The organism is Panacagrimonas sp. (assembly GCF_965216805.1).
Classification (GTDB): Bacteria; Pseudomonadota; Gammaproteobacteria; order Nevskiales; family Nevskiaceae; genus Panacagrimonas.
Window position 1 is genome coordinate 22,049 of sequence record NZ_CBDCGN010000002.1, and the last position, 18,670, is coordinate 40,718.

Here is an 18,670-nt window from a genome sequence, read left to right on the forward strand (position 1 = left end):
AGGTTGAAGCGCAGGCGATTCATGGCGCTCATGCCGGTTCGATGTACAGCAACACCTGATCGTGCTCGACCATCTCGGCGTCCTGTACTGCGATCTGGCGCACTACGCCAGCGATACCGGCGCGCACCGAGGTGAACAGTTTCATCACCTCGATCAGGCACACCTCGGTGTCGGGCGACACGCTTTGGCCGATCTCCACGTACGGCGCGGCGCCGGGCTTGGGCGAGCGATAGAAGGTGCCGAGATTGGGCGCTTTGATCGCCGTCCAGTTGGCAGGCACCGCTTGTGCTGCCGGCGCGGTCACGGGCGCGGCTGGCGCTGACGGCGACGGAGCGTCGCTGTGCTCGCGTGGGGCAGGGGCAGGCGATGCTGAGTCGTGACGTCGACGCGACGGGTCCTTCGACAGATACAACTCGAATCCGTCTGCGCGCAGATCCAGCTCTTTCCAGTCCGAGCTTTCAAACAACTCCATCAGGGCTTGCACATCGCGGGGTGTGGGTGTGCTCATGCGTGCGGGTTCTCGGCTTTGGGGGCGGCGCGTTGCCAGGCCATGAATTGCGCCAGTTGCGGGTCGCTGTTCTCGTCGGGTCGGATCACCGGCAGGGCCCCGGCGAATACGCGGCCGCTGCTGCCACAGACGGTGACGATCTGGCCGACCAGCGTGCTCAGGCTGCCGGCGCCACAGCCGACCACGCAGGGCCGGCCCAGCGAGCGGCTGACGACGGCGGCGTGCGAAGTGCTGCCGCCCTGTTCGGTGACGATGGCCTTGGCCGCGATCATGCCGTGCAGATCTTCGGGGCTGGTGGTGGGGCGCATCAGCACCACGTCCTCACCGGCGGCGGCGCGACGCTCGGCTTCATCGGAGTCCGCCACGCCGATGCCGATGCCGACACCCGGGCAGGCTGCTTCGCCCTGGGTCAGCGCAGATATCTCAGCTTGTTGCTGCAGGCGCGGATTCATCAGTGCCGCGAGTTGCTCCGGCGTCACCCGGGTCAGCGCGGTGGCGATGTCGATACGTTGCTCGCCGACCAGATCCACCGCGATGCGCAGCGCAGCGGGCGCTGCACGCTTGGCCGCGCGCGACTGCAACAGCCACAGCTTGCCGCGCTCCACCGTGAACTCGATGTCCTGCACGTCACCGTGCTCGTTCTCCAGCGTGCGTGCAGCGGCCAGCAGTTCCTGCAGCGCCTGCGGCACGCTCTGGTTCATCTCTTGTAACGGCCGTGGCGTGAACTTGCCGGAGACCACGTCTTCGCCCTGCGCGCGCGGCAGGTATTCACCATAGGGCTCGGGCGCGCCGTCGAGCGGATTGCGCGTGAACAGTACGCCGGTGCCGGAGGCCTCGTCGAGATTCCCGAACACCATCGCCTGCACCGTCACCGCGGTACCGAGGTCGTCGGGAATCTGGTTGTGCTGGCGATAACGTCGCGCGCGGCGCGAATTCCAGGAATCGAAAACCGCGCGCACCGCGGCCTGCAACTGCTCCACCGCCGTGGCCGGGACCGCCGCGCCGGCGGCACCGGCTATGGCGTCGCGCCACTGTGCAGGGTTCGCCGCGCGATCCAGTTCCGGCGCCGGGGCCTTGAGCACGATGCTGGCGTACAACTCCAGGAAGCGCCGGTGGGTGTCGCGCGCAAAAGCGGGGTCGCCGCATTCGGCCGCCAGCGCCGGTTCGGTGTCGTCGGTGATGCCCAGGTTGAGCACGGTGTCCATCATGCCGGGCATGGAGATGGCGGCACCCGAGCGCACCGAGACCAGCAGCGGTTGTGTACCGGCGCCGAAGCTGCGCCCGGTCTGCGCCTCCAGCCAGGCGATGCCGGTGGCAAGTTCGTCGGCGAGTTCCGGCGGTTCGGCGCCGTGCTGCAGAAAATGCGTACAGGCGCGCGAGGTGACGACAAACGCCGGTGGCACCGGCAGCCCCAGTGCGCGCATGCGCGCCAGCGACCAGGCCTTGCCGCCGATCAGCGATTTTTCCGGCGTGGCGCTGCCATCCAGCGCCACGGTCCAGTTGCCTAGCGACTTCGCCATCACATCATTCCTGGCGGATGCGGCCCATCAGCCGCAGCAGTTCTTCGTGCAGCTCAAACCACACGGTGTGATAGCTGTCGATGCGCGCATCGCTGACCCATTGGATGTCACCGTCCTCGGCTTTTTCCAGCGCCGCCAGCAGATGATCGCGATAGCGCTGCAGGCGCGGCAGTCCGGCTGCCAAGCGTGCGAACACCTTGTCGGCACGTTCGTGCAGATCGCCCAGGCGATCAATCACGCGTTGATCATGCGCTGCGTCGGAGTGGTCGTTGGGCACGCGCTGGCCTGCCATCTCCACCGTCTGCCAGTCGGTGATGAGCTGCTTGAGTTCGACGTTGATGCGCTCGAAACCCTCGTAGGCCGCAACGAAATCCTCGTTCTTGCGCAGGTCGCCGTAATACTTGGAGTAGTCGCCATCCAGCGACATCCGCGCCATCGGCGTGAGCAAGTAGCGGCCCTGGGCTTCGGCCACCTTGCCGCGCTGCACCGCCTGCGTCAGCAGTTCGCTCACGCGCGCCGTCGGCAACCCGACCAGGCCGGCGACGGCCGCCGCGTCGGCGTGCTTCTTGATGGCCAGGCCATGGAGCACGAGGTGCATGTCCTGCATCGACTTCTCCTCTTGGTGTTCTGTGTTTCGCGAATCAGAAAAATAGATGACGCGGATGATGCGGATGAACGCGGATTGAAGCGGATTGAAGCAGATGGGGTGTCGTGATCCGATTTAATCCGCGTCATCCGTGTCCAGAAATATTGCCATCCAGAGCGCAGCCATTGCGTGGTCAATCGCTCTTGGTAGCGCGCGCCACGATGCGATCCCGCACCACGCGGCGCAAGATTTTGTTGGCGGCCGATTTGGGCAGCTCCGGCCAGATCTCGATGCCGCGGGGCAGCTTGAAGCCGGCCAGTCGTTCCTTGGCAAACGCCAGCACCGCGTTGCCATCCACCCCCTCACGGGCGGCGATCACGGCATGCAGGCGATCACCCCATTTTTCGTCGGGCAGGCCGACCACCGCGGCTTCCACCACGCCCGGGTATGCCTGCAGCACGTCCTCGACTTCCCGCGGATAGACGTTGAAGCCGCCGGAAATCAGCATGTCGTTCTTGCGGTCCAGGATGTAATAGAAGCCGTCTTCGTCCGCGCGTCCGACATCGCCGGTGTGCAGCCAGCCGTTGCGAAACGCCTTTTCGGTAGCTTCCGGCCGGTTCCAGTAATAGGCCATGAGCTGCGGTCCGCGGCACACGATTTCGCCCACTTCACCCGGCGGCAGAAAGCGGTCGTCGTCATCGACGATGCCCACTTCCACGAACGAGAACGGCCGCCCGCAGGAGCCGACGCGATCATGATCGCGCGCCGCCAGGAACGTGATGACCATGGGGCTTTCGGCCTGTCCATAGGTCTGCGCGAACACGCGGCCGAAACGGGCCTCGGCGCGCGCCAGCACGCTCGGCGAAATCGGCGAGGCGCCGTAGCAGATCGAGCGTAGCTTGAGTTGTGCGTCGAACGATTCGCTCTGTTCGAGAATCATCGCCAGCATGGTCGGCACCAGGAAACTGTGCGTGGCCTGCTCGCGCGCCGCCAGTTCCAGAAATTGCGCGGGATCGAACTTGGTCATTACCAGCGAACGCACGCCACGCACCAGGCTGGGCAGGAAGAACGCGCCGGACGCGTGCGCAATTGGCGCCGCGTGCAGAAAGGTTTCGCCCGCGGTGAGGTCCGGCACCAGGTCCATCAGGAAGGCGGACAGTTCCGCCAGCTCGCCGCGCGTGGTCAGGGTCACCGCCTTGGCGTTGCCGGTGGTGCCGCCGGTAAATCCCAGCCGATAGGGCGCATCCAGCGCACGGTCCACCGCGCAGGGTGCATCGCTGCCGGTCTGCATCAGGTGGATCAGCCGCTCCAGCGGGATGTCGATCTCGCAGCCCAGCCGCTGGTCCAGGTTGTGGATCAGCCCGCGGGCGCCGCTCTCGCCGAGTTTGTAGCGATGGTTCTCCAGCGTTTCGCGGGTGTTGAGCCCCACCCGCACCAGGCCGTTCTTGGCCAGCGCGTAATACGCGACCAGGCAGTCGATGCCATTGGGTAGCAGCACGCCCACCCGGTCACCGGGCTGCAGGCCCTGGGCCAGCAGTGCGTTACCGAGCTGGTCGGTGAGGCGGTCGAACTCGCGAAAACTGACGTTGCGCGTGCCTTCGGTCAGGCAGGCGGCGTCGCCGAAGTACAGCGCGGCACGACGAATCAGGGCACCGATTTGCATGCGGGAGGGGCCTCCTGCGGCCCGGATTTCCGGCGAATGACGCGGGATTATAGGATTTGATTGTCCTACAAACTATCCGGAACTGCCCGCGGTGGTTTTCCCCGGCTGCTCAGGAGAACGGCCGCACTGGTCGATTCCGGGTGCGCCACCGAGGATGCTACATTTGTCCAACTTTCGGAGAACTAGCCCATGCCTGTCATCGCTTTGCGCCGCGCCGGAGGCTCGGTCACGTTCACCGTCCCGCCGATGTATCTCAAGCAGACGGGGCTCGGCGCCGGCCACCACGTGGACGTCGAGATCAAGGACGACGCATTGACCATCAGGCCCGTTGCCAGGAAGCGGATTTCTCTCGCCCAGATCATTCAGGGCACGCCGAAGTCGGTGGCCAAGTTGCGGTCGCCGGGCTGGGACGAAATGCCGCCGACGGGCCATGAAGCATGACCCCGGATGTAGGGGATGTACTTCACTTGGCTTTTGACCCCGCCAGCGGGCGGGAGATGAAAGGTGACCGCTATTGCCTGGTGGTCACGCCAAAGGCCTTCAACGCACATTTCGGACTGGCCTGGACCCTGCCGATTACGTCCGGCGCGCAGTCGGCGGCGCGCGGCGTCAGTGCTGTGACCTTGATGGGGACAGGCTTGAAGGTCAGCGGCAATGTGCTGTGCCATCAGATCAAGGCGTTGGAATGGGCAGCGCGCAAGGGCAAAAGGATCGACCGCCTGAGCGGCCCGGTGCTGGACGAAATCCTGGACATCTGTACCGGCATCATCGACCCCACGCGACGCCGCTGACCGGGCCGCCGCGCCAGCACCCCTTATCCGCAAGGCCACAGACCGCGGCCCCGCGAGGATAGGAGGATCGTCCCAGCCAACACCCGTGCGCGGTCCATCGGCCAGACGCCGCGTTAGGCTTGCCGCATCGTCATCTCAATAGCGAAAACTCGGAGATCCGCATGACGCAGGAACACTTGGACGTCCTCATCGTGGGAGCCGGCATTTCCGGCATCGGCTCGGCGTATCACCTGCAGGAGCAATGCCCCGGCAAGCGCTACGCCATCCTGGAAGGGCGCGATTCCATCGGCGGCACCTGGGATTTGTTCCGCTATCCCGGCATCCGCTCGGATTCCGACATGTTCACCCTGGGGTTTTCGTTTCATCCGTGGAAGGAGGCCAAGGCCATCGCCGACGGCCCGTCCATCCTGCGCTACCTCAAACAAACCGCGCAGGCTTACGGCATCGACCGCCATATCCGCTTCCAGCACAAGGTCATCGCCGCGTCCTGGTCGTCCGCAGAGGCAAAGTGGACGGTGGACGTCGAGCGCGGCCCGGATCGCGAAAAGGCCCGCCTGACCTGCAATTTTCTGTATAGCTGCAGCGGCTACTACCGCTATGACGCCGGCTACACGCCCGATTTCCCCGGTGCCAGCCAGTTCGAGGGCCAGCTCATCCATCCGCAGCAGTGGCCGGAAAACCTGGACTACGCCGGCAAGCGCGTGGTGGTCATCGGCAGCGGTGCCACTGCCGTCACCCTGGTGCCGTCGATGGCCGATGAGGCCGCACACGTCACCATGCTGCAGCGCTCGCCCAGCTACGTGCTCAGCCTGCCGGCCGAGGACCCGATCGCCAACGCCTTGCGCCGTCTGCTGCCGGAACAGATGGCGCATGGCGCCGCCCGCCTGAAGAACGTGCTGCTCAGCATGCTGATCTACCAGGTCTGCCGGCGCCGGCCGGAGTTCGCCAAGCGCATCATCCGCAAGTACGTGGCGCGCGCGCTGCCGCCGGGTTACCCGGTGGATACGCACTTCAAGCCCACCTACAACCCCTGGGAACAGCGCCTGTGCCTGGTGCCCAACAACGATCTGTTCAAGGCCATCCGCAAGGGTCGCGCCTCGGTGGAAACCGATCACGTCGAATCCTTCACCGCCACCGGCATCCAGCTCAAATCCGGCAAGCACCTGGACGCCGACATCATCGTCAGCGCCACCGGCCTGCAGCTCATCGCCATGGGCGGAGTCAAGATCAGCGTGGACGGCCAGGCGGTCGATCTGTCCAAGCGCTTCAGCTACAAGGGCGTGATGCTCAGCGGCGTGCCCAATGCGGCCGCCAGCATCGGCTACACCAACGCCTCCTGGACGTTGCGAGCAGACCTGATCTCGCGCTACGTCTGCCGTCTGCTCAATCACATGGACAAGCACAGCTACCAAGTGTGTACGCCGGTCAATACCGACAACTCCATGCCCGAACTACCGTTGCTGGACCTGACCTCCGGCTACGTGCAGCGCGCCGCTGCCATGTTCCCCAAGCAGGGCGGCAAGGCGCCTTGGCAGCTCAAGCAGAACTATTTCCTGGATCTGCTGAGCCTGTCCTTCGGGGCCCTGGAAGACGACGCCCTGCGCTATGAGCGCGAGCCTGCGCAAGCGCAGCCGCTACGGGAAGCGGCATAGCTTCGCAGCCGGGTTCGGGCGCGGCGAGAGGGATCGGGTGGCGCGGCCCCGGCCCGGGTACGCGAGCGCGCAATAGCGCGTATGGTGATCCGTTGCCCACTCCTCAACGGATCACATCATGACTACCGAAATCTCCGCTCCGGCCGCTGCGCCCGAGCTACCCGCAGCTCAGGCAATGCCCGCCAGCGCTGTGCCTGCTCCTGCCGTCTCCGCGCCGATACCGGCGTCGACCGGGGCAAAACCCGTATCCGCCGCCGTGCCGCGTGCCATGCCGGTGATGCGCACGCGCAAGCAGATCGCCGCCGCAGCCTCCGTCGAACAGGCCGAAGAGCGAGCACGCTGGAAGCGCGCCCTGCCGACCGCCACTTCCCTGTGGCCCAAGCTGGATCCGGCCCAACTCGCCGGCGTACACGGCAATCTCAACAAGCTCGCCGGCATGATCCAGTTGCGCTACCAGACCACCCGCGAAGTGGCCGATGCCCAGGTCGCGGCATTTCTGGTCAAGACCGCGGCTTGAGGCAGACCGGTCGAAGGGGCCGGCTGGCGCCCGAACGACCGGGGATGCGTTGCCCGATTCGACACGCCGTCCCGGAACGCCTACAGTGCGCCGGCATCGTGTCAAGCTTGTCATCCCCGGTATCGTTCGTCCGCTTTCCCCAAGCGGCTTTAGCGCAATCTCCCTCGGCTCGCTTCCTTGATTCTGTGCAACACGGCGCAGGGTTTGTCCTGTTCGTCGTTTTTAATTTTACTTTTCAAAGGAATGCAGCAATGTCAGATATCTCGACCGGCACCGTGAAGTGGTTCAACGACGCCAAGGGCTTTGGTTTCATCACCCCTGCCGACGGTGGCGAAGATCTTTTCGCACACTTCAAGGAAATTCAGGGCGACGGCTTCAAGTCCCTGACCGAAGGTCAGCGCGTGCAGTACAAGGCCGCTCGCGGCCAGAAGGGCATGCAGGCCACTCAGATCAAGCCGCTCTGAGCCGGCCGGTCCCACGTCTGGCCAGCCCGACCATAGGACCGACCACGATTCCCCGGACCGGCGCGCGCGCCACCGGGGAATCTGACCCCATGTCACCTTCCGCCAGTGCCGTAGGCCGCAGCAAGCGGTCCCCCAGAATCGACGATCGTCGCATTCGCGGCGTGGACGGCAAGACCTACCCCGCCGGGTCCATCCTCGGCACCGACGGTCGCTACTATCCCAAGGGATATTTCCTTGGCAGCGACCAACGCTACCACCCGCCCGGCTATCACCTGGGCGACGACGGGCGCTATCACAGCCCCGATCACGTGCGCTGCCCCGACGGCCAGTACCGGCACCACGAAGATTTTCAGGGCGTCGACGGGCGTTACTACCCGCGCTACTCCTTCATCGGCGACGACGGCCGCTACCATCCGCCCGGCGCCTTCAAGGGCATGGACGGCAAGTACCATCCGCGTGGCGCCTTTCGCGGCCAGGACGGCAAGTACCATAGTGCCGGCGCCTTCCTGGGCACCGACGGCCACTATCACATCGAGCAGGCCGTGCCGATCTCCGGCGGCCGCTATCGGGTTCCCGAAGCGCTGGCCGACCGGGAAAAGCAGGAACGCAAGGGCGTCGACTGCTGAACTGAGGCCAGACCGGGCCGGCGCTGGCGCAGCCCAGCCTGCAAACCCAGCCGGTCCCAAGCTGTCACTGCGCAGGAACTCTGCGCCAACCGCCGCAGCGTTGCTCGCCCAACTGACAGGATCTGCCCGCGTGACTCAGCGGTCCCGCAAGGCCTCCACATCCGCCCTGCGCAGGCCGGCACCCCTGTCCTTGAGCTTGCGCGAATACTGCTGCTCGGCGCGATACATTTCGTTGGCCATCGGCGAGTCGTAGTGGTATTTGACCCAGGTCTCGTCGAGATCGCGGAACTTCGCGGACGCCAGCGCGGGCGTAAAAGCCTTCACGCGGGCGTTGAACTCGGCGTTGGTGAGCACGCCCTGCGAGGTCCGATAGCGGTCGATCTTGTCCGGCAAGGTGCTGGTGCCGGCGTGCAGACCGCCCACCGAGCCAACGTAATCCTTGGCGTCCAACAACGCATACGAGAACGGGGTATAGACGCGCCGTGCCTGATTGCCGTGCACCATCATCAGGTATTCCTGCGCCTGCGAACTCGGCAGGGTCAGGGGTACCAGCATCGCGCCCAGGACTTCGTTGGCGTAATCGTCGTTGAGCAGGCCGCGAAAGCGGTTGGCGCGCTCGTCGATCTTCATCCAGTCGTCGATCTCGTAGCAGCCAGCGAAGTGGGCAAGGTCCTTGACGATCGAGTAGTAGACCAGCGCCCCGCAGTCGAGCAACTGGTCGCGGGTGTAGCCGGACAGGCGCATCCACAGCTTGGTGTTGGCCTGGCGCATTTTTTCGGCCAGTTCTTCGAAGGTCCGGGTGAGTTCTTCGCGACTGCCCATGCCGACCGGCACGTGGGTCTCGGTGAGCGGATCGGAAGTGTAGAGGCCGACACCGCAGATGTTCTCCGACTTGTAGTCCGGCTTGGCCTCGAAGCTGCCCCAGTCGTCCACCAGATAGAAGTGCGTGTCCTTCACCGCGGTGGTGACGGTGAGGCAGTTGTAGGGCATGTCGTCGGCGACGCCGTCGGTCCACGGGTAATCGTTCTGCGACAGGTCGTAGAAATTGCGCACCAGCATCTCGACGTTGTCGGCAATTTTGTACGGGCCGTGCGCGGTCATCGACACGCGGCTTTCGCAGGACACCAGAAAGCCGTATTGCGCCGTGGCGGCCATGAATTTGCCGGCCGCGGTGTGCAGGGCGTCGCCGGCCTCGCACGGGTACATGTCCGCGTGAAAGACCTGAAGCTTGCGCTCGGGATAAATCTGACAGCGATGATTGGCCTCACGCGCCGAGATATGCCCTTCGTTGCGGCGCCAGGACAGGGCGTAGCGCTTCCAGAAATCGCAGACATAGGCGACGTCCTCGATACCGTCCTGCGGACGGATCATGCCCATGTTGATCAGGTGTTCGCGGCCCAGCAGATAAAAGTTGGGCAGACACCAGGCAGTGCCGATGGTCTCGCACTTGGCGCTGACGTTGCGCACGCGATCGGCGATACGCTCGGCTGGCATGTGCCGCTCGATCTTGCGCAGCAGCGTCGGCCAACGATAGAACGCGTTGAGGTAGGACAGCAGGATGTAGGCCGAGACCGGGAATAGTTTGGATTCCTGCACGGTGCGCGTCACGCACAGCCAGTAAGTCTCCTCGCCGTGGTTCTGCAGCAGGTTGTTGGTTTCGAGCAGTTGGGTGTAGCTGAGTTCTTTATGCACGAACGGCGGCTCCATAATTTTTACGCCACGGATCTCACGGATCTCACGGATGGACACAAGCGGGCCTGGATGCGCCCCTGGACTTTGCGTCTATCGGTGTCGCTGCGTGTGCATCCGTGGCAAAAAGGTCTTACCTGAGGGACGTGTGGGTCAGGACAGCTTCCACACGCGTACCGCGCACTCTTCGCCGGTCTGGTACATCTCGCCGGTCCTGGCCGGGCCGCTGGTTTCGATCTCCACCCGATCGCCCTCGCGGATCCCGCTGATCTTGGCGTTCATCAGGCAGGGAATGCCGTACTCGCGGGTCAGAATGCCCAGGTGCGAGCGCACGGTGCCGCCAGCGCAGATCACGCCCTTGAATTTCTCCAGAATCGGTGCGGTGAGGGTGCCGCCGCTGTCGTCGATGATGCCGATGGTGTCGTCGGCGACGCCTTCGGTCAGCGCCTTCATGACCTGCTCGTTGTTGCGGAAATAGCGCGCCACGCCGATGGTGTTGCTGGCGCGCTGCACCACGTTGTCGCCCTGTCCACGCGCTACGCGGCCCTGGGCGTCGGCGGCGGCGACCTTCGCATCCGGATGCTCGAACGAAAACTGCGCCGGGTCGTCGCCGCCGGACAGGGGCTTGTAAGCCTCCGGCCGTTCGGTCTGGGAAATGGTGGCGGAGACGGTGTAGCGGTAGCCGGTCGCCAGCAGCTTTTTCTCGACCTCGGCGATGTCGGCCGCGGTGATCGTGTCGAAGGCGGCGCTGAACACGAATTCGTTCCAGTTGCCGCCGGCTTCATCGAGACGACGCCGCACCAGATCCTTGATTGCGCTGTGGAACGCGTCGACGATCGGCGGGCCTTCGTCGTCGGCGTACTTGTCGGTGTCCACGAACAGTCTGGCCATCGCTCCTCCTGTGTGCGGCTGCAGGACGAATCGTCACGCCCACCCGTGGCGAGCGTTCAATTCGGTATGTTTAGTTCGACGCGATTGTAGAACAATACCGTGAAGCTGCCAGTGAGCCGACATGACCGCCTCAGCCCCTCACCTGCCCGGACCCGTCGACCGAATTCCGTTGCAAGGCGCGATCAATCTGCGCGATCTTGGCGGACACCCGACCCGCGACGGTCGCCGCGTGGCCCCTGGTCGCCTGTATCGGTCCGATGCCTTGTGGGAACTCAGCGACGCCGATGTGGAGCGGCTCGCAGAGCTGGGGCTGCGCACGGTGTGCGACTTCCGCGCGCCGCACGAATGTGCGCGCCGGCAGAATCGCCTGCCGGCGCGCACGCCGCCGCGGACGCTGGAGCTGGGCTTCACGCCGCAGGGCACGCAGGAGAACTGGGACGCCATCAACCGGCGCGCGATCGCTCCGCAGGGGGTGGTTGCCTACATGCACGAGCATTACCGCGCGCTGGCGACGGTACACGTCGAGCACTTCGCGCAGCTGTTCCAGGGCCTGCTGGAGGCAGACGCGCTGCCGCTGCTGTTTCATTGCGCCAGCGGCAAGGATCGCACCGGGTTCGCCGCTGCCATCGTGCTGACCGCGCTGGACGTGCCGCGCGAACACATCGTGGCCGACTACGCGATCAGCGATCGTGCCGCGCATCGGCGCAACCTGGATCATCTGTTCGGGCCGCAGTCCGACCCTGCCTGTCGCGCCGCCGTAGCCGCAGCACATCCCGACTATCTCAATGCCGCCTTCCGGGCGGTGGAAGACGGCTGGGGCAGCACCGATGAATATCTGCGCCGCGCGATGCGGCTGGACGAGAAGGCGCGCGCGCGTCTGCGAGGTCTGCTGTTGATCTGAAGCGATGCTGCCCGGCCCCGTCGCAGCCGTGCGTGCGCCCGGTCGCCTGTCATGGTCTTGTCCGACAGCGATGCCGCCGGCGAATCCACTTTGGCCGGCAGCCCGTAATGGCGCCGGTGTAACGTGTGCGACTTATGACGCCTCTCAACGCTTTCCTGCTCACGGTGGCTATTGTGGTTGCCGCCAAGACCCTCGCCTGGCTGGTGCAGTTGAGCACCCGCAACGGCGGACTGGTGGACTCCGTGTGGGCGTTCACGCTCGGCGGATTGGCCGTGTTCTACGCCTGGGCCGGCGATGCGCCGCTGATCCTGCGCATTGTGGTGGCCCTGATGGGCGGCATCTGGGGCCTGCGCCTGGGCGTGCACCTGTTCATCCGCAACTGGGGCAAGACCGAAGACTGGCGCTACGCGGATTTCCGTCGGAGGTGGGGCGCAAACGCAGACTTCAACATGTTCTGGTTCTTCCAGTTCCAGAATCTGTTCACCCTGATGCTGTCCGCCAGCGCCTTCCTGCCGCTGGTGTATCGCGACGGCGTGCCACCGTTTGCCTGCCTGGTGCTGGCGCTGCTGATCTTCCTGGCCTCCATCGTCGGCGAGGGCATTGCGGATGCCCAGATGGAGCGCTTCCGCAGCAACCCCGACAACCGGGGGCAGGTGTGCCGCGCCGGTCTGTGGCGCTGGTCGCGCCACCCCAATTACTTCTTCGAATGCCTGCACTGGGTGGCCTATGTGCCGCTGGCCTGGGGCATGGACCTGTGGTGGCTCACCCTGGGCGCGCCGCTGGTGATGGCCTTCCTACTGATGAAGATGTCCGGCGTGCCGCTGATGGAAAAGGAAATGATGCAGCGCAAGCCCGGCTATGCCGAGTATGTGCGTACCACCTCGGCGCTGATCCCCTGGCCGCCCCGCAAAGCAGGCTTCGGGCGTTAGGACGCTCGCGGCGCTCGCTTCAGGCTTCAGGCGTCAGCCATGCGCCACACTCTCCAAAATGACTTACGCCAGGAAAATATGGACCTGATTGATCTCTGCGAACGTGGCCTGATTCCTGACGCGCTGTCACGACTGGGCATGCGCCAGCTCATCTCCCGGCGCCTGACCGACGAGGCCAACGGCAATGGCGAGGTGCGCTCGCAGCGCTTCAACCAGTTCCTGTCCGAACTGCGGGCCAGCCCCATCGCCATCGAGGCGCCGGCGGCCAACGAACAGCATTACGAGGTGCCGGCCGAGTTCTTCCACCTGCACCTGGGGCCACGGCTGAAGTATTCGTGCTGTCTTTATCCGAACGGTGACGAGACCCTGGAGCAGGCCGAAGAACTGATGCTGATGCTGTATCTGGAGCGCCTCGGCGTGACGCCGGGCATGCGCGTGCTGGATCTGGGCTGCGGCTGGGGTTCGGTGTCGCTGTGGCTGGCGCAGCGCATGCCGGACTGCGAGGTGGTGGGCCTGTCCAATTCCAACGGCCAGCGCGAATTCATCCTGCAGCGGGCGCGCGAGCGCGGCATCGCCAACCTCAAGATACTCACCGGCAACATCGCCGACTACGAGATGCCGGTCGAGGCGCGCGGCGAGGGCTTCGACCGCGTGATCTCGATCGAGATGTTCGAGCACATGAAGAACTACGGCCTGCTGCTCAACAAGATCGCCGGCTGGATGAAGCCGCAGGCGCGCCTGTTCGTGCACATCTTCGTGCACAAGCTGCTGGCGTATCACTTCGAGCAGAAGGGCCGCAGCGACTGGATGACGCAGTATTTCTTCCGTGGCGGCACCATGCCGTCGGAAAACCTGCTGCTGAACTTTCAGGATGACCTGCGCGTGCTGCAGCAATGGTGGGTCGGTGGCCAGCACTACGAGCGCACCGCCAATCAGTGGCTGGCCGGCATGGATTCGCGCAAGGCCGAGATCATGCCGGTGTTCGCGCAGTGCTATGGCGAGCGCGATGCGGCGGTCTGGTTCCAGCGCTGGCGCATGTTCTACATGGCGGTGGCGGAGCTGTTCGGTTACCGCGGCGGCAACGAGTGGGGTGTGGGGCATTACCTGTTCGAGAAGCGCTGAGGCGGGCGTCATGTGCCGCTGAAATTCGGACGCGGATACGATGTCGTATCTCTGCCCATGACTACCGGATGTCCGCCATGATGCGTGCGCTGCTGGTTTGCTTACTGCTCGCCATGTCCCAGATCAGCCTTGCCGAGGACGGCACCCGTCGCTTCTACGGCTACGCCTACGATCTCGACAGCGACCGCTACATCTACACCGAGGTGCACGAACAGGTCTGGAAGGAGGGTCGCTGGGCCAGCGGAACCATCCGCTACTACGCGCCCGACAACACGCTGTGGGGGGTCAAGAAGCTGGATTTCTCCGCCGACCCCTACATTCCGCTGTACGAGTATTCGCTGCCGGCTCAGGGTTACGCCGAGGGCATCACCGCCATCGACACCAAGGTCACGCTGACCAAGACCAGCGACGGTAAGACCAAGACCGAGCAGGTCGACAAAAAAGACCCCATCACCGGCGATTCCGGCTTCCACAATTTCCTGCTGGCGCATTTCCAGCCGCTGATCGATCGCCAGACCGTGGCCTTCACCTTCATTGCCGCCGGCAATCTGGACAGCTACAAATTTCGCGCCCGGCGCATCGACGACGCCCGCTTCGAGGGCAAGCCCGCAGCACGATTCAAGGTGGAAGCCAATTCCCTGTTGCGGCTGGTGGCACCCGATCTGGAGGTGAGCTACGACCCCGATACCCAGCGCCTGCTGGAGTACCGGGGCCCGTCCAATGTCATCAATCCGGACACCGGCAAGGTCTTTGATGCGCGCATCGCCTACTACAGCGAGCCGCCGGCCGACGCCCCCACCACCCTGCCGCCGCTGCAGTGAGCCGGGCATGCACCGCGCGCTGCTGCTGACCGGACTGTGGTTGCTGAGCGTGGCGACGCAGGGTGCTACCACGGCACCAGATCTGGACGCGGCATTGAAGCTGGCTGCGCAACAGCGCAGCGCGGTGCTGGTGGAGTTCCGCGCACCCTGGTGCTACTCCTGCTACTACATGGCCAAGCACGTCCACACCGGCACCGAGTGGACGCAACTGCAGCAGCGCGCGGTACTGCTGGAATTCGACGCCGACAGCCCGCAAGGGGCGGCGCGCATGCAGCAGTGGAACGTCAAGGCCCTGCCGGCGTATCTGCTGCTGGATGCCGAGGGTGTCGAGATCGGACGCGTGCTCGGCGAACAGACGCGCGCAGACTTCTACGCCGCCATGGACCGTCTGCTGCAGTCCGGCGCCGGCCTGGCGGACTTGCAGACGCAAGCGCGCCAAGGCGGTGCGGCGGGCGCCGAGGCGGCGCTGGCGGCGCTGCAGGCCTTTCAGGCACGTGCCGATGCCGACGGCGGGCTGCAGTGGTTTGAAACCTTGCCGCCGCGACTGCGCCAGATCGACTACCCCCAACGGCCGGCCCTGAAGGCGGCGTTGGCACGCCTGCAATTGATGCAGTCCGCGGCCGTCCCGGACGGCCCGGGCTGTACGGCCGCCGCCGAGCAGGTACTGGACGCCGACCTGGGCTGCGAGCGCCCCTATGAACTGCGCCGCTACCTGGCCTGCCTGGATGCCGCCGCCGACCAGGGCGAGAGCGCGTCGCCGACGCTGTTGCAGGCGCAGCGCGCGCAGATGGAAACCCTGGTGCGCGAGCGTGTGCTCAGCGCGGATCGCGGCGCGGTCTGCGCGGACACCCGCAGCGCGGTGCTGGGCCTGGCCGATCTGCACCAGCGCCTGGGGCAGGCAGACGCGCGCGAGGCGGGTCTGCGCCGCGCCGTGGCGCATCTGCGCGCACAGATTGGCGACGATCTGGGTGCCGATCGCAGCGCGGCCGACAACCTGCGCGTGTTCGTCGAGGCGTTGGAAGATCACGCCGCCTACGATGCGCTGATGCCGCACCTGATCGCGCAGTGGCCGGACGATTACGTCTATCCCTACCGCTATGGCCGGCACTTGCTGGACCGGGGTGAGGCCGAAGCCGCGTTGCCTTACCTGGAGCAGGCCAGCGCGCAAGCCTATGGCGAGAACCGCCTGCGAGTCGCTGAGCTGCAGGTGCGCGCGTTGATGGCGCTGGACCGCGCCGCAGACGCCCGCAAGGTCGCGGCGCAGGCGTTCAAGGCCAATGGTCCGTGGTTCCCGGAACGCGTGGCCGCGGTGAAAGCGGCGCTGAAAAAGTAGCCCGGGTGCAACCCGGGATCCACCCGGTGTCTAACCCGATGTGGGTGCAACACCCGCCCCGGCTTTGCCTCGTCAGACCCGGCGACACGCGCAGTCCAGGACCCGCCGGTTGCCGAAACCGCCCGCGCCGGATGAAATGGCGGGCCTTCCTATTGATCCCACTGCGTTGAGCCCCTCTGCCGACACCACCGCCCGCCTGCTGATCACCTGTCCGGACCGCCCCGGCATCGTGTCGGCGGTGACCACATTTCTGTATCACCACCACGCCAACGTCACCGAGCTGGACCAGCATTCGTCGGACGCCTCGGGTGGTCGTTTCTTCCTGCGCCTGGAATTCCAGACCCCGGATGTGGAATTGTCGCGCGACGCCATGCAGCGCGCCTTTGGCGAAGTGGTGGGGACGCGCTTCGGCATGGACTGGCATATGTCCTTCGCCGCGGACCGGCCGCGCATGGCGATTCTGGTGTCGCGCCACGATCACGCGCTGCTGGAGCTGCTGTGGCGCTGGTCGCGCGGCGAGCTGCGCGCCGACATTCCGATGGTGATCTCCAACCATCCGGACCTGCGCACCGCGGTCGAGGGCTTCGGCGTGCGCTTCGAGCATGTGCCGTTCGCGCAGGACATCCAGGAGCAGGCCGAGGCGCGCATCCTGGAGCTGGTGCAGGGGCAGGCGGACTTCGTGGTGCTGGCGCGCTTTATGCGCATCCTGTCCGGCGATTTCGTGCGTCACTTCCCCAGCCGCATCATCAACATCCATCACTCCTTCCTGCCCGCCTTCGTCGGTGCCGATCCGTACCAGCAGGCCTATGTGAAGGGGGTGAAGATCATAGGCGCCACCGCGCATTACGTGACCGCCGATCTGGATCAGGGCCCCATCATCGAACAGGACGTCGCGCGCGTGGCGCACCACATGTCGGTGGAAGAACTCAAGCGCCTGGGTCGCGACCTGGAACGGCAGGTGCTGGCGCGCGCAGTACGCTGGCAAGTGGAAGACCGCATATTGCTCGACGGCAACAAGACCGTGGTGTTCGATTGAGCACGCGGTGGCCGGACTGATCGGATCATGTCGATCAAATGGTTTTTTGCCCTCAACGACGCGGGTAACGACTACGCCAACTACTGTCTGATGACGCAGGTGGCGGTGCGCTCGGCGCGCCGCCACACCTCACTGGAACCGATCTTCCTGTTCGACGGCGAGCCCTGCGCGCTGACCCGTTGGATGCAGGATCACGGCGTGCGCGTGGTGCATCACCGCACTTCCATGTACGAGCGGCTGGTCGAACATGCCCGCAGCAGCGGCCGCAAGCAGAGCGTGAGCACCGGCGCCGGGGCCTATCTGCGCCTGGACATTCCGGAGCTGTGCGAACAACTGGGCATCGAAGATCGGCACGTGCTCTACACCGACTGCGACGTGATGTTCCGTCGCGACGTGGCGGCGCAACTGCAGGTCCTGGAGCCGGAATTTTTTGCCGCCGCACCGCAGTCCGATCCGTCCAACTACCTGGACATGAACTCCGGGGTGCTGTGGATGAACGTGCCGCGCCTGCGCGAAATGCTGGTTCCGTTTCGCGCGTATATCAACGAGCACATGGACACGCTACGCAAGACCGGCTACGACCAGGCGGCCTTGCGCGCGTTCTATGGTTCGCGCCGCAATGGCAGCTTCGCCTGGGATCGCCTGCCGCTGGAGCTGAACTGGAAACCGCATTGGGGCCGCAACGACCGCGCCGCCATCGTGCACTTCCACGGCCCCAAGCCGACCTCGCGCACCCTGCTCGCGCGCGGGATGGCGCCGTTGCCGCACGCGGCGCTGGCGCGTGACGACTATTACCGCGCCTGCCAGGAATGGGATACCCATGCCGGGGGCCTGCAGCCCTTGCCGGTGGTTGCGGATGCGCCAGCGTCGCGGCGGACTGTCGTGGAAGTCCTGGCCGAAGTTCCCGTCGAGATCGAGGGTTTCGATGAGGCCGCCTACTTGCAGGCCTTCCCGGATGTCGCGCGTGCGGTGGCACAAGGTCGGTACGCCAGCGGGCGCGAGCACTATCGCGTGGCCGGGATCTGGGAGGGACGGCCGGTCGCGCCCGCGATTCACCGGCAGGTTCTGAACCTGATTCCGGAGGCCCGCAGTGCGCCGGGCGCACCGCCGGCCTGGGAACGCGCGGCCTCGCGCTGCTGGGGAGCCCTGGCGGCGGCGCTGGAGCCGGCCTCCGGCACGGCATCGCGATGCCTGCCGCTGATCGGACCGGCGGCCCTGGCCGAACGGATGCAGACCTATTGCGGGCCGACCTGGCAGGTGCGGTGCGCGCGCGGCGTGGCGGACATCGAGGCGGATGCAAAGAATGCAGGCGACGCGCAGAAACCCCGTGTGGCAATCGTGTCCATGAGCGCGGATCAGGTCGATGCAGGACGCAGCGTGGCACTGTTGACGGCACTGCGCGATGTGCTGGCACCGGGTGCGCGGGTGGTGCTCTGGGTCGTGTTGCCGGGACCGCCCAAGGTCCCCGATGCGGGCGTGCTACGCCTGGCGCGTGAGCATTGGAGCCGTGTGTGCCAAGTCCTGAGTGTTCAGCGAAAGGTGGGGGGCGACCGTCACGACCTGGTGGTGCTGAGCATGCCCGCCGCCGCGGTGGCATGAGCGCGCCGACGTCGTCGCCGTG

The 18,670-nt window shown here is 65.5% G+C and carries 19 protein-coding genes; 13 read left to right on the forward strand and 6 right to left on the reverse strand.

The window, feature by feature from the left end; genetic code table 11:
• Positions 1-28: 28 nt before the first annotated feature.
• The 4 genes from accB to ACOOHP_RS00275 all read right to left on the reverse strand — a co-directional run bounded on the left by accB (position 29) and on the right by ACOOHP_RS00275 (position 4,277).
• On the reverse strand, positions 29-508 hold the full coding sequence (gene accB / locus ACOOHP_RS00260) for an acetyl-CoA carboxylase biotin carboxyl carrier protein (protein WP_420464464.1): 480 nt from the start codon (positions 506-508) through the stop codon (positions 29-31).
• Positions 505-2,028 (reverse strand): pyruvate, phosphate dikinase, encoded by a 1,524-nt coding sequence (locus tag ACOOHP_RS00265; RefSeq protein WP_420464465.1) that lies wholly within the window; start codon positions 2,026-2,028, stop codon positions 505-507. Before ACOOHP_RS00265 ends, accB begins: the two co-directional genes overlap by 4 nt.
• Positions 2,029-2,032: 4 nt before the next feature.
• Complete coding sequence (locus tag ACOOHP_RS00270; RefSeq protein ID WP_420464466.1) at positions 2,033-2,635, reverse strand: hypothetical protein; 603 nt, start codon at positions 2,633-2,635, stop codon at positions 2,033-2,035.
• 172 nt (positions 2,636-2,807) lie between these two features.
• The gene (locus ACOOHP_RS00275; RefSeq protein WP_420464467.1) at positions 2,808-4,277 is read right to left on the reverse strand and encodes a class I adenylate-forming enzyme family protein; all 1,470 of its coding nucleotides are present in this window, start codon (positions 4,275-4,277) and stop codon (positions 2,808-2,810) included.
• Between the two features lie 189 nt (positions 4,278-4,466).
• Between ACOOHP_RS00275 and ACOOHP_RS00280 the strand changes: the two genes are divergently transcribed.
• The 6 genes from ACOOHP_RS00280 to ACOOHP_RS00305 all read left to right on the forward strand — a co-directional run bounded on the left by ACOOHP_RS00280 (position 4,467) and on the right by ACOOHP_RS00305 (position 8,327).
• Positions 4,467-4,718: a hypothetical protein gene (locus ACOOHP_RS00280; RefSeq protein WP_420464468.1), complete on the forward strand. Its 252-nt coding sequence runs from the start codon at positions 4,467-4,469 to the stop codon at positions 4,716-4,718.
• The gene (locus ACOOHP_RS00285) at positions 4,715-5,068 is read left to right on the forward strand and encodes a type II toxin-antitoxin system PemK/MazF family toxin (RefSeq protein ID WP_420464469.1); all 354 of its coding nucleotides are present in this window, start codon (positions 4,715-4,717) and stop codon (positions 5,066-5,068) included. Before ACOOHP_RS00280 ends, ACOOHP_RS00285 begins: the two co-directional genes overlap by 4 nt.
• Before the next feature lie 161 nt (positions 5,069-5,229).
• Positions 5,230-6,720, forward strand: coding sequence for a flavin-containing monooxygenase (locus ACOOHP_RS00290; RefSeq protein ID WP_420464470.1), 1,491 nt, complete (start codon positions 5,230-5,232; stop codon positions 6,718-6,720).
• A gap of 256 nt (positions 6,721-6,976) precedes the next feature.
• Positions 6,977-7,237: a hypothetical protein gene (locus tag ACOOHP_RS00295; protein ID WP_420464471.1), complete on the forward strand. Its 261-nt coding sequence runs from the start codon at positions 6,977-6,979 to the stop codon at positions 7,235-7,237.
• 251 nt (positions 7,238-7,488) lie between these two features.
• Positions 7,489-7,701: a cold-shock protein gene (locus ACOOHP_RS00300; protein ID WP_420464472.1), complete on the forward strand. Its 213-nt coding sequence runs from the start codon at positions 7,489-7,491 to the stop codon at positions 7,699-7,701.
• 89 nt (positions 7,702-7,790) lie between these two features.
• On the forward strand, positions 7,791-8,327 hold the full coding sequence (locus ACOOHP_RS00305) for a hypothetical protein (protein ID WP_420464473.1): 537 nt from the start codon (positions 7,791-7,793) through the stop codon (positions 8,325-8,327).
• A gap of 135 nt (positions 8,328-8,462) precedes the next feature.
• Here ACOOHP_RS00305 and ACOOHP_RS00310 read toward each other — a convergent pair whose 3' ends face one another.
• Positions 8,463-10,019 carry a hypothetical protein gene (locus ACOOHP_RS00310; RefSeq protein WP_420464474.1) on the reverse strand — a complete coding sequence of 519 codons (1,557 nt, stop codon included), beginning with the start codon at positions 10,017-10,019 and terminating at the stop codon, positions 8,463-8,465.
• Positions 10,020-10,169: 150 nt separating this feature from the next.
• Positions 10,170-10,907, reverse strand: coding sequence for a PEP-utilizing enzyme (locus ACOOHP_RS00315; RefSeq protein ID WP_420464475.1), 738 nt, complete (start codon positions 10,905-10,907; stop codon positions 10,170-10,172).
• Between the two features lie 121 nt (positions 10,908-11,028).
• On the opposite strand from ACOOHP_RS00315, the gene ACOOHP_RS00320 reads away from it, so the two are divergent.
• The 7 genes from ACOOHP_RS00320 (at position 11,029) to ACOOHP_RS00350 (ending at position 18,648) form a co-directional block, all read left to right on the forward strand.
• Complete coding sequence (locus ACOOHP_RS00320) at positions 11,029-11,808, forward strand: tyrosine-protein phosphatase (protein WP_420464476.1); 780 nt, start codon at positions 11,029-11,031, stop codon at positions 11,806-11,808.
• Between the two features lie 134 nt (positions 11,809-11,942).
• Positions 11,943-12,737 (forward strand): DUF1295 domain-containing protein, encoded by a 795-nt coding sequence (locus ACOOHP_RS00325; RefSeq protein ID WP_420464477.1) that lies wholly within the window; start codon positions 11,943-11,945, stop codon positions 12,735-12,737.
• Between the two features lie 78 nt (positions 12,738-12,815).
• Positions 12,816-13,859, forward strand: coding sequence for an SAM-dependent methyltransferase (locus ACOOHP_RS00330; protein ID WP_420464478.1), 1,044 nt, complete (start codon positions 12,816-12,818; stop codon positions 13,857-13,859).
• A 68-nt stretch (positions 13,860-13,927) separates the two neighbouring features.
• The gene (locus tag ACOOHP_RS00335) at positions 13,928-14,680 is read left to right on the forward strand and encodes a hypothetical protein (protein WP_420464479.1); all 753 of its coding nucleotides are present in this window, start codon (positions 13,928-13,930) and stop codon (positions 14,678-14,680) included.
• Positions 14,681-14,687: 7 nt separating this feature from the next.
• Positions 14,688-16,013 (forward strand): thioredoxin family protein, encoded by a 1,326-nt coding sequence (locus ACOOHP_RS00340; protein WP_420464480.1) that lies wholly within the window; start codon positions 14,688-14,690, stop codon positions 16,011-16,013.
• 136 nt (positions 16,014-16,149) lie between these two features.
• A complete protein-coding gene (gene purU, locus ACOOHP_RS00345; protein WP_420464481.1) occupies positions 16,150-17,049 on the forward strand; it encodes a formyltetrahydrofolate deformylase in 900 nt (299 codons plus the stop codon).
• A gap of 27 nt (positions 17,050-17,076) precedes the next feature.
• On the forward strand, positions 17,077-18,648 hold the full coding sequence (locus ACOOHP_RS00350; RefSeq protein ID WP_420464482.1) for a hypothetical protein: 1,572 nt from the start codon (positions 17,077-17,079) through the stop codon (positions 18,646-18,648).
• Positions 18,649-18,670 lie beyond the last annotated feature (22 nt).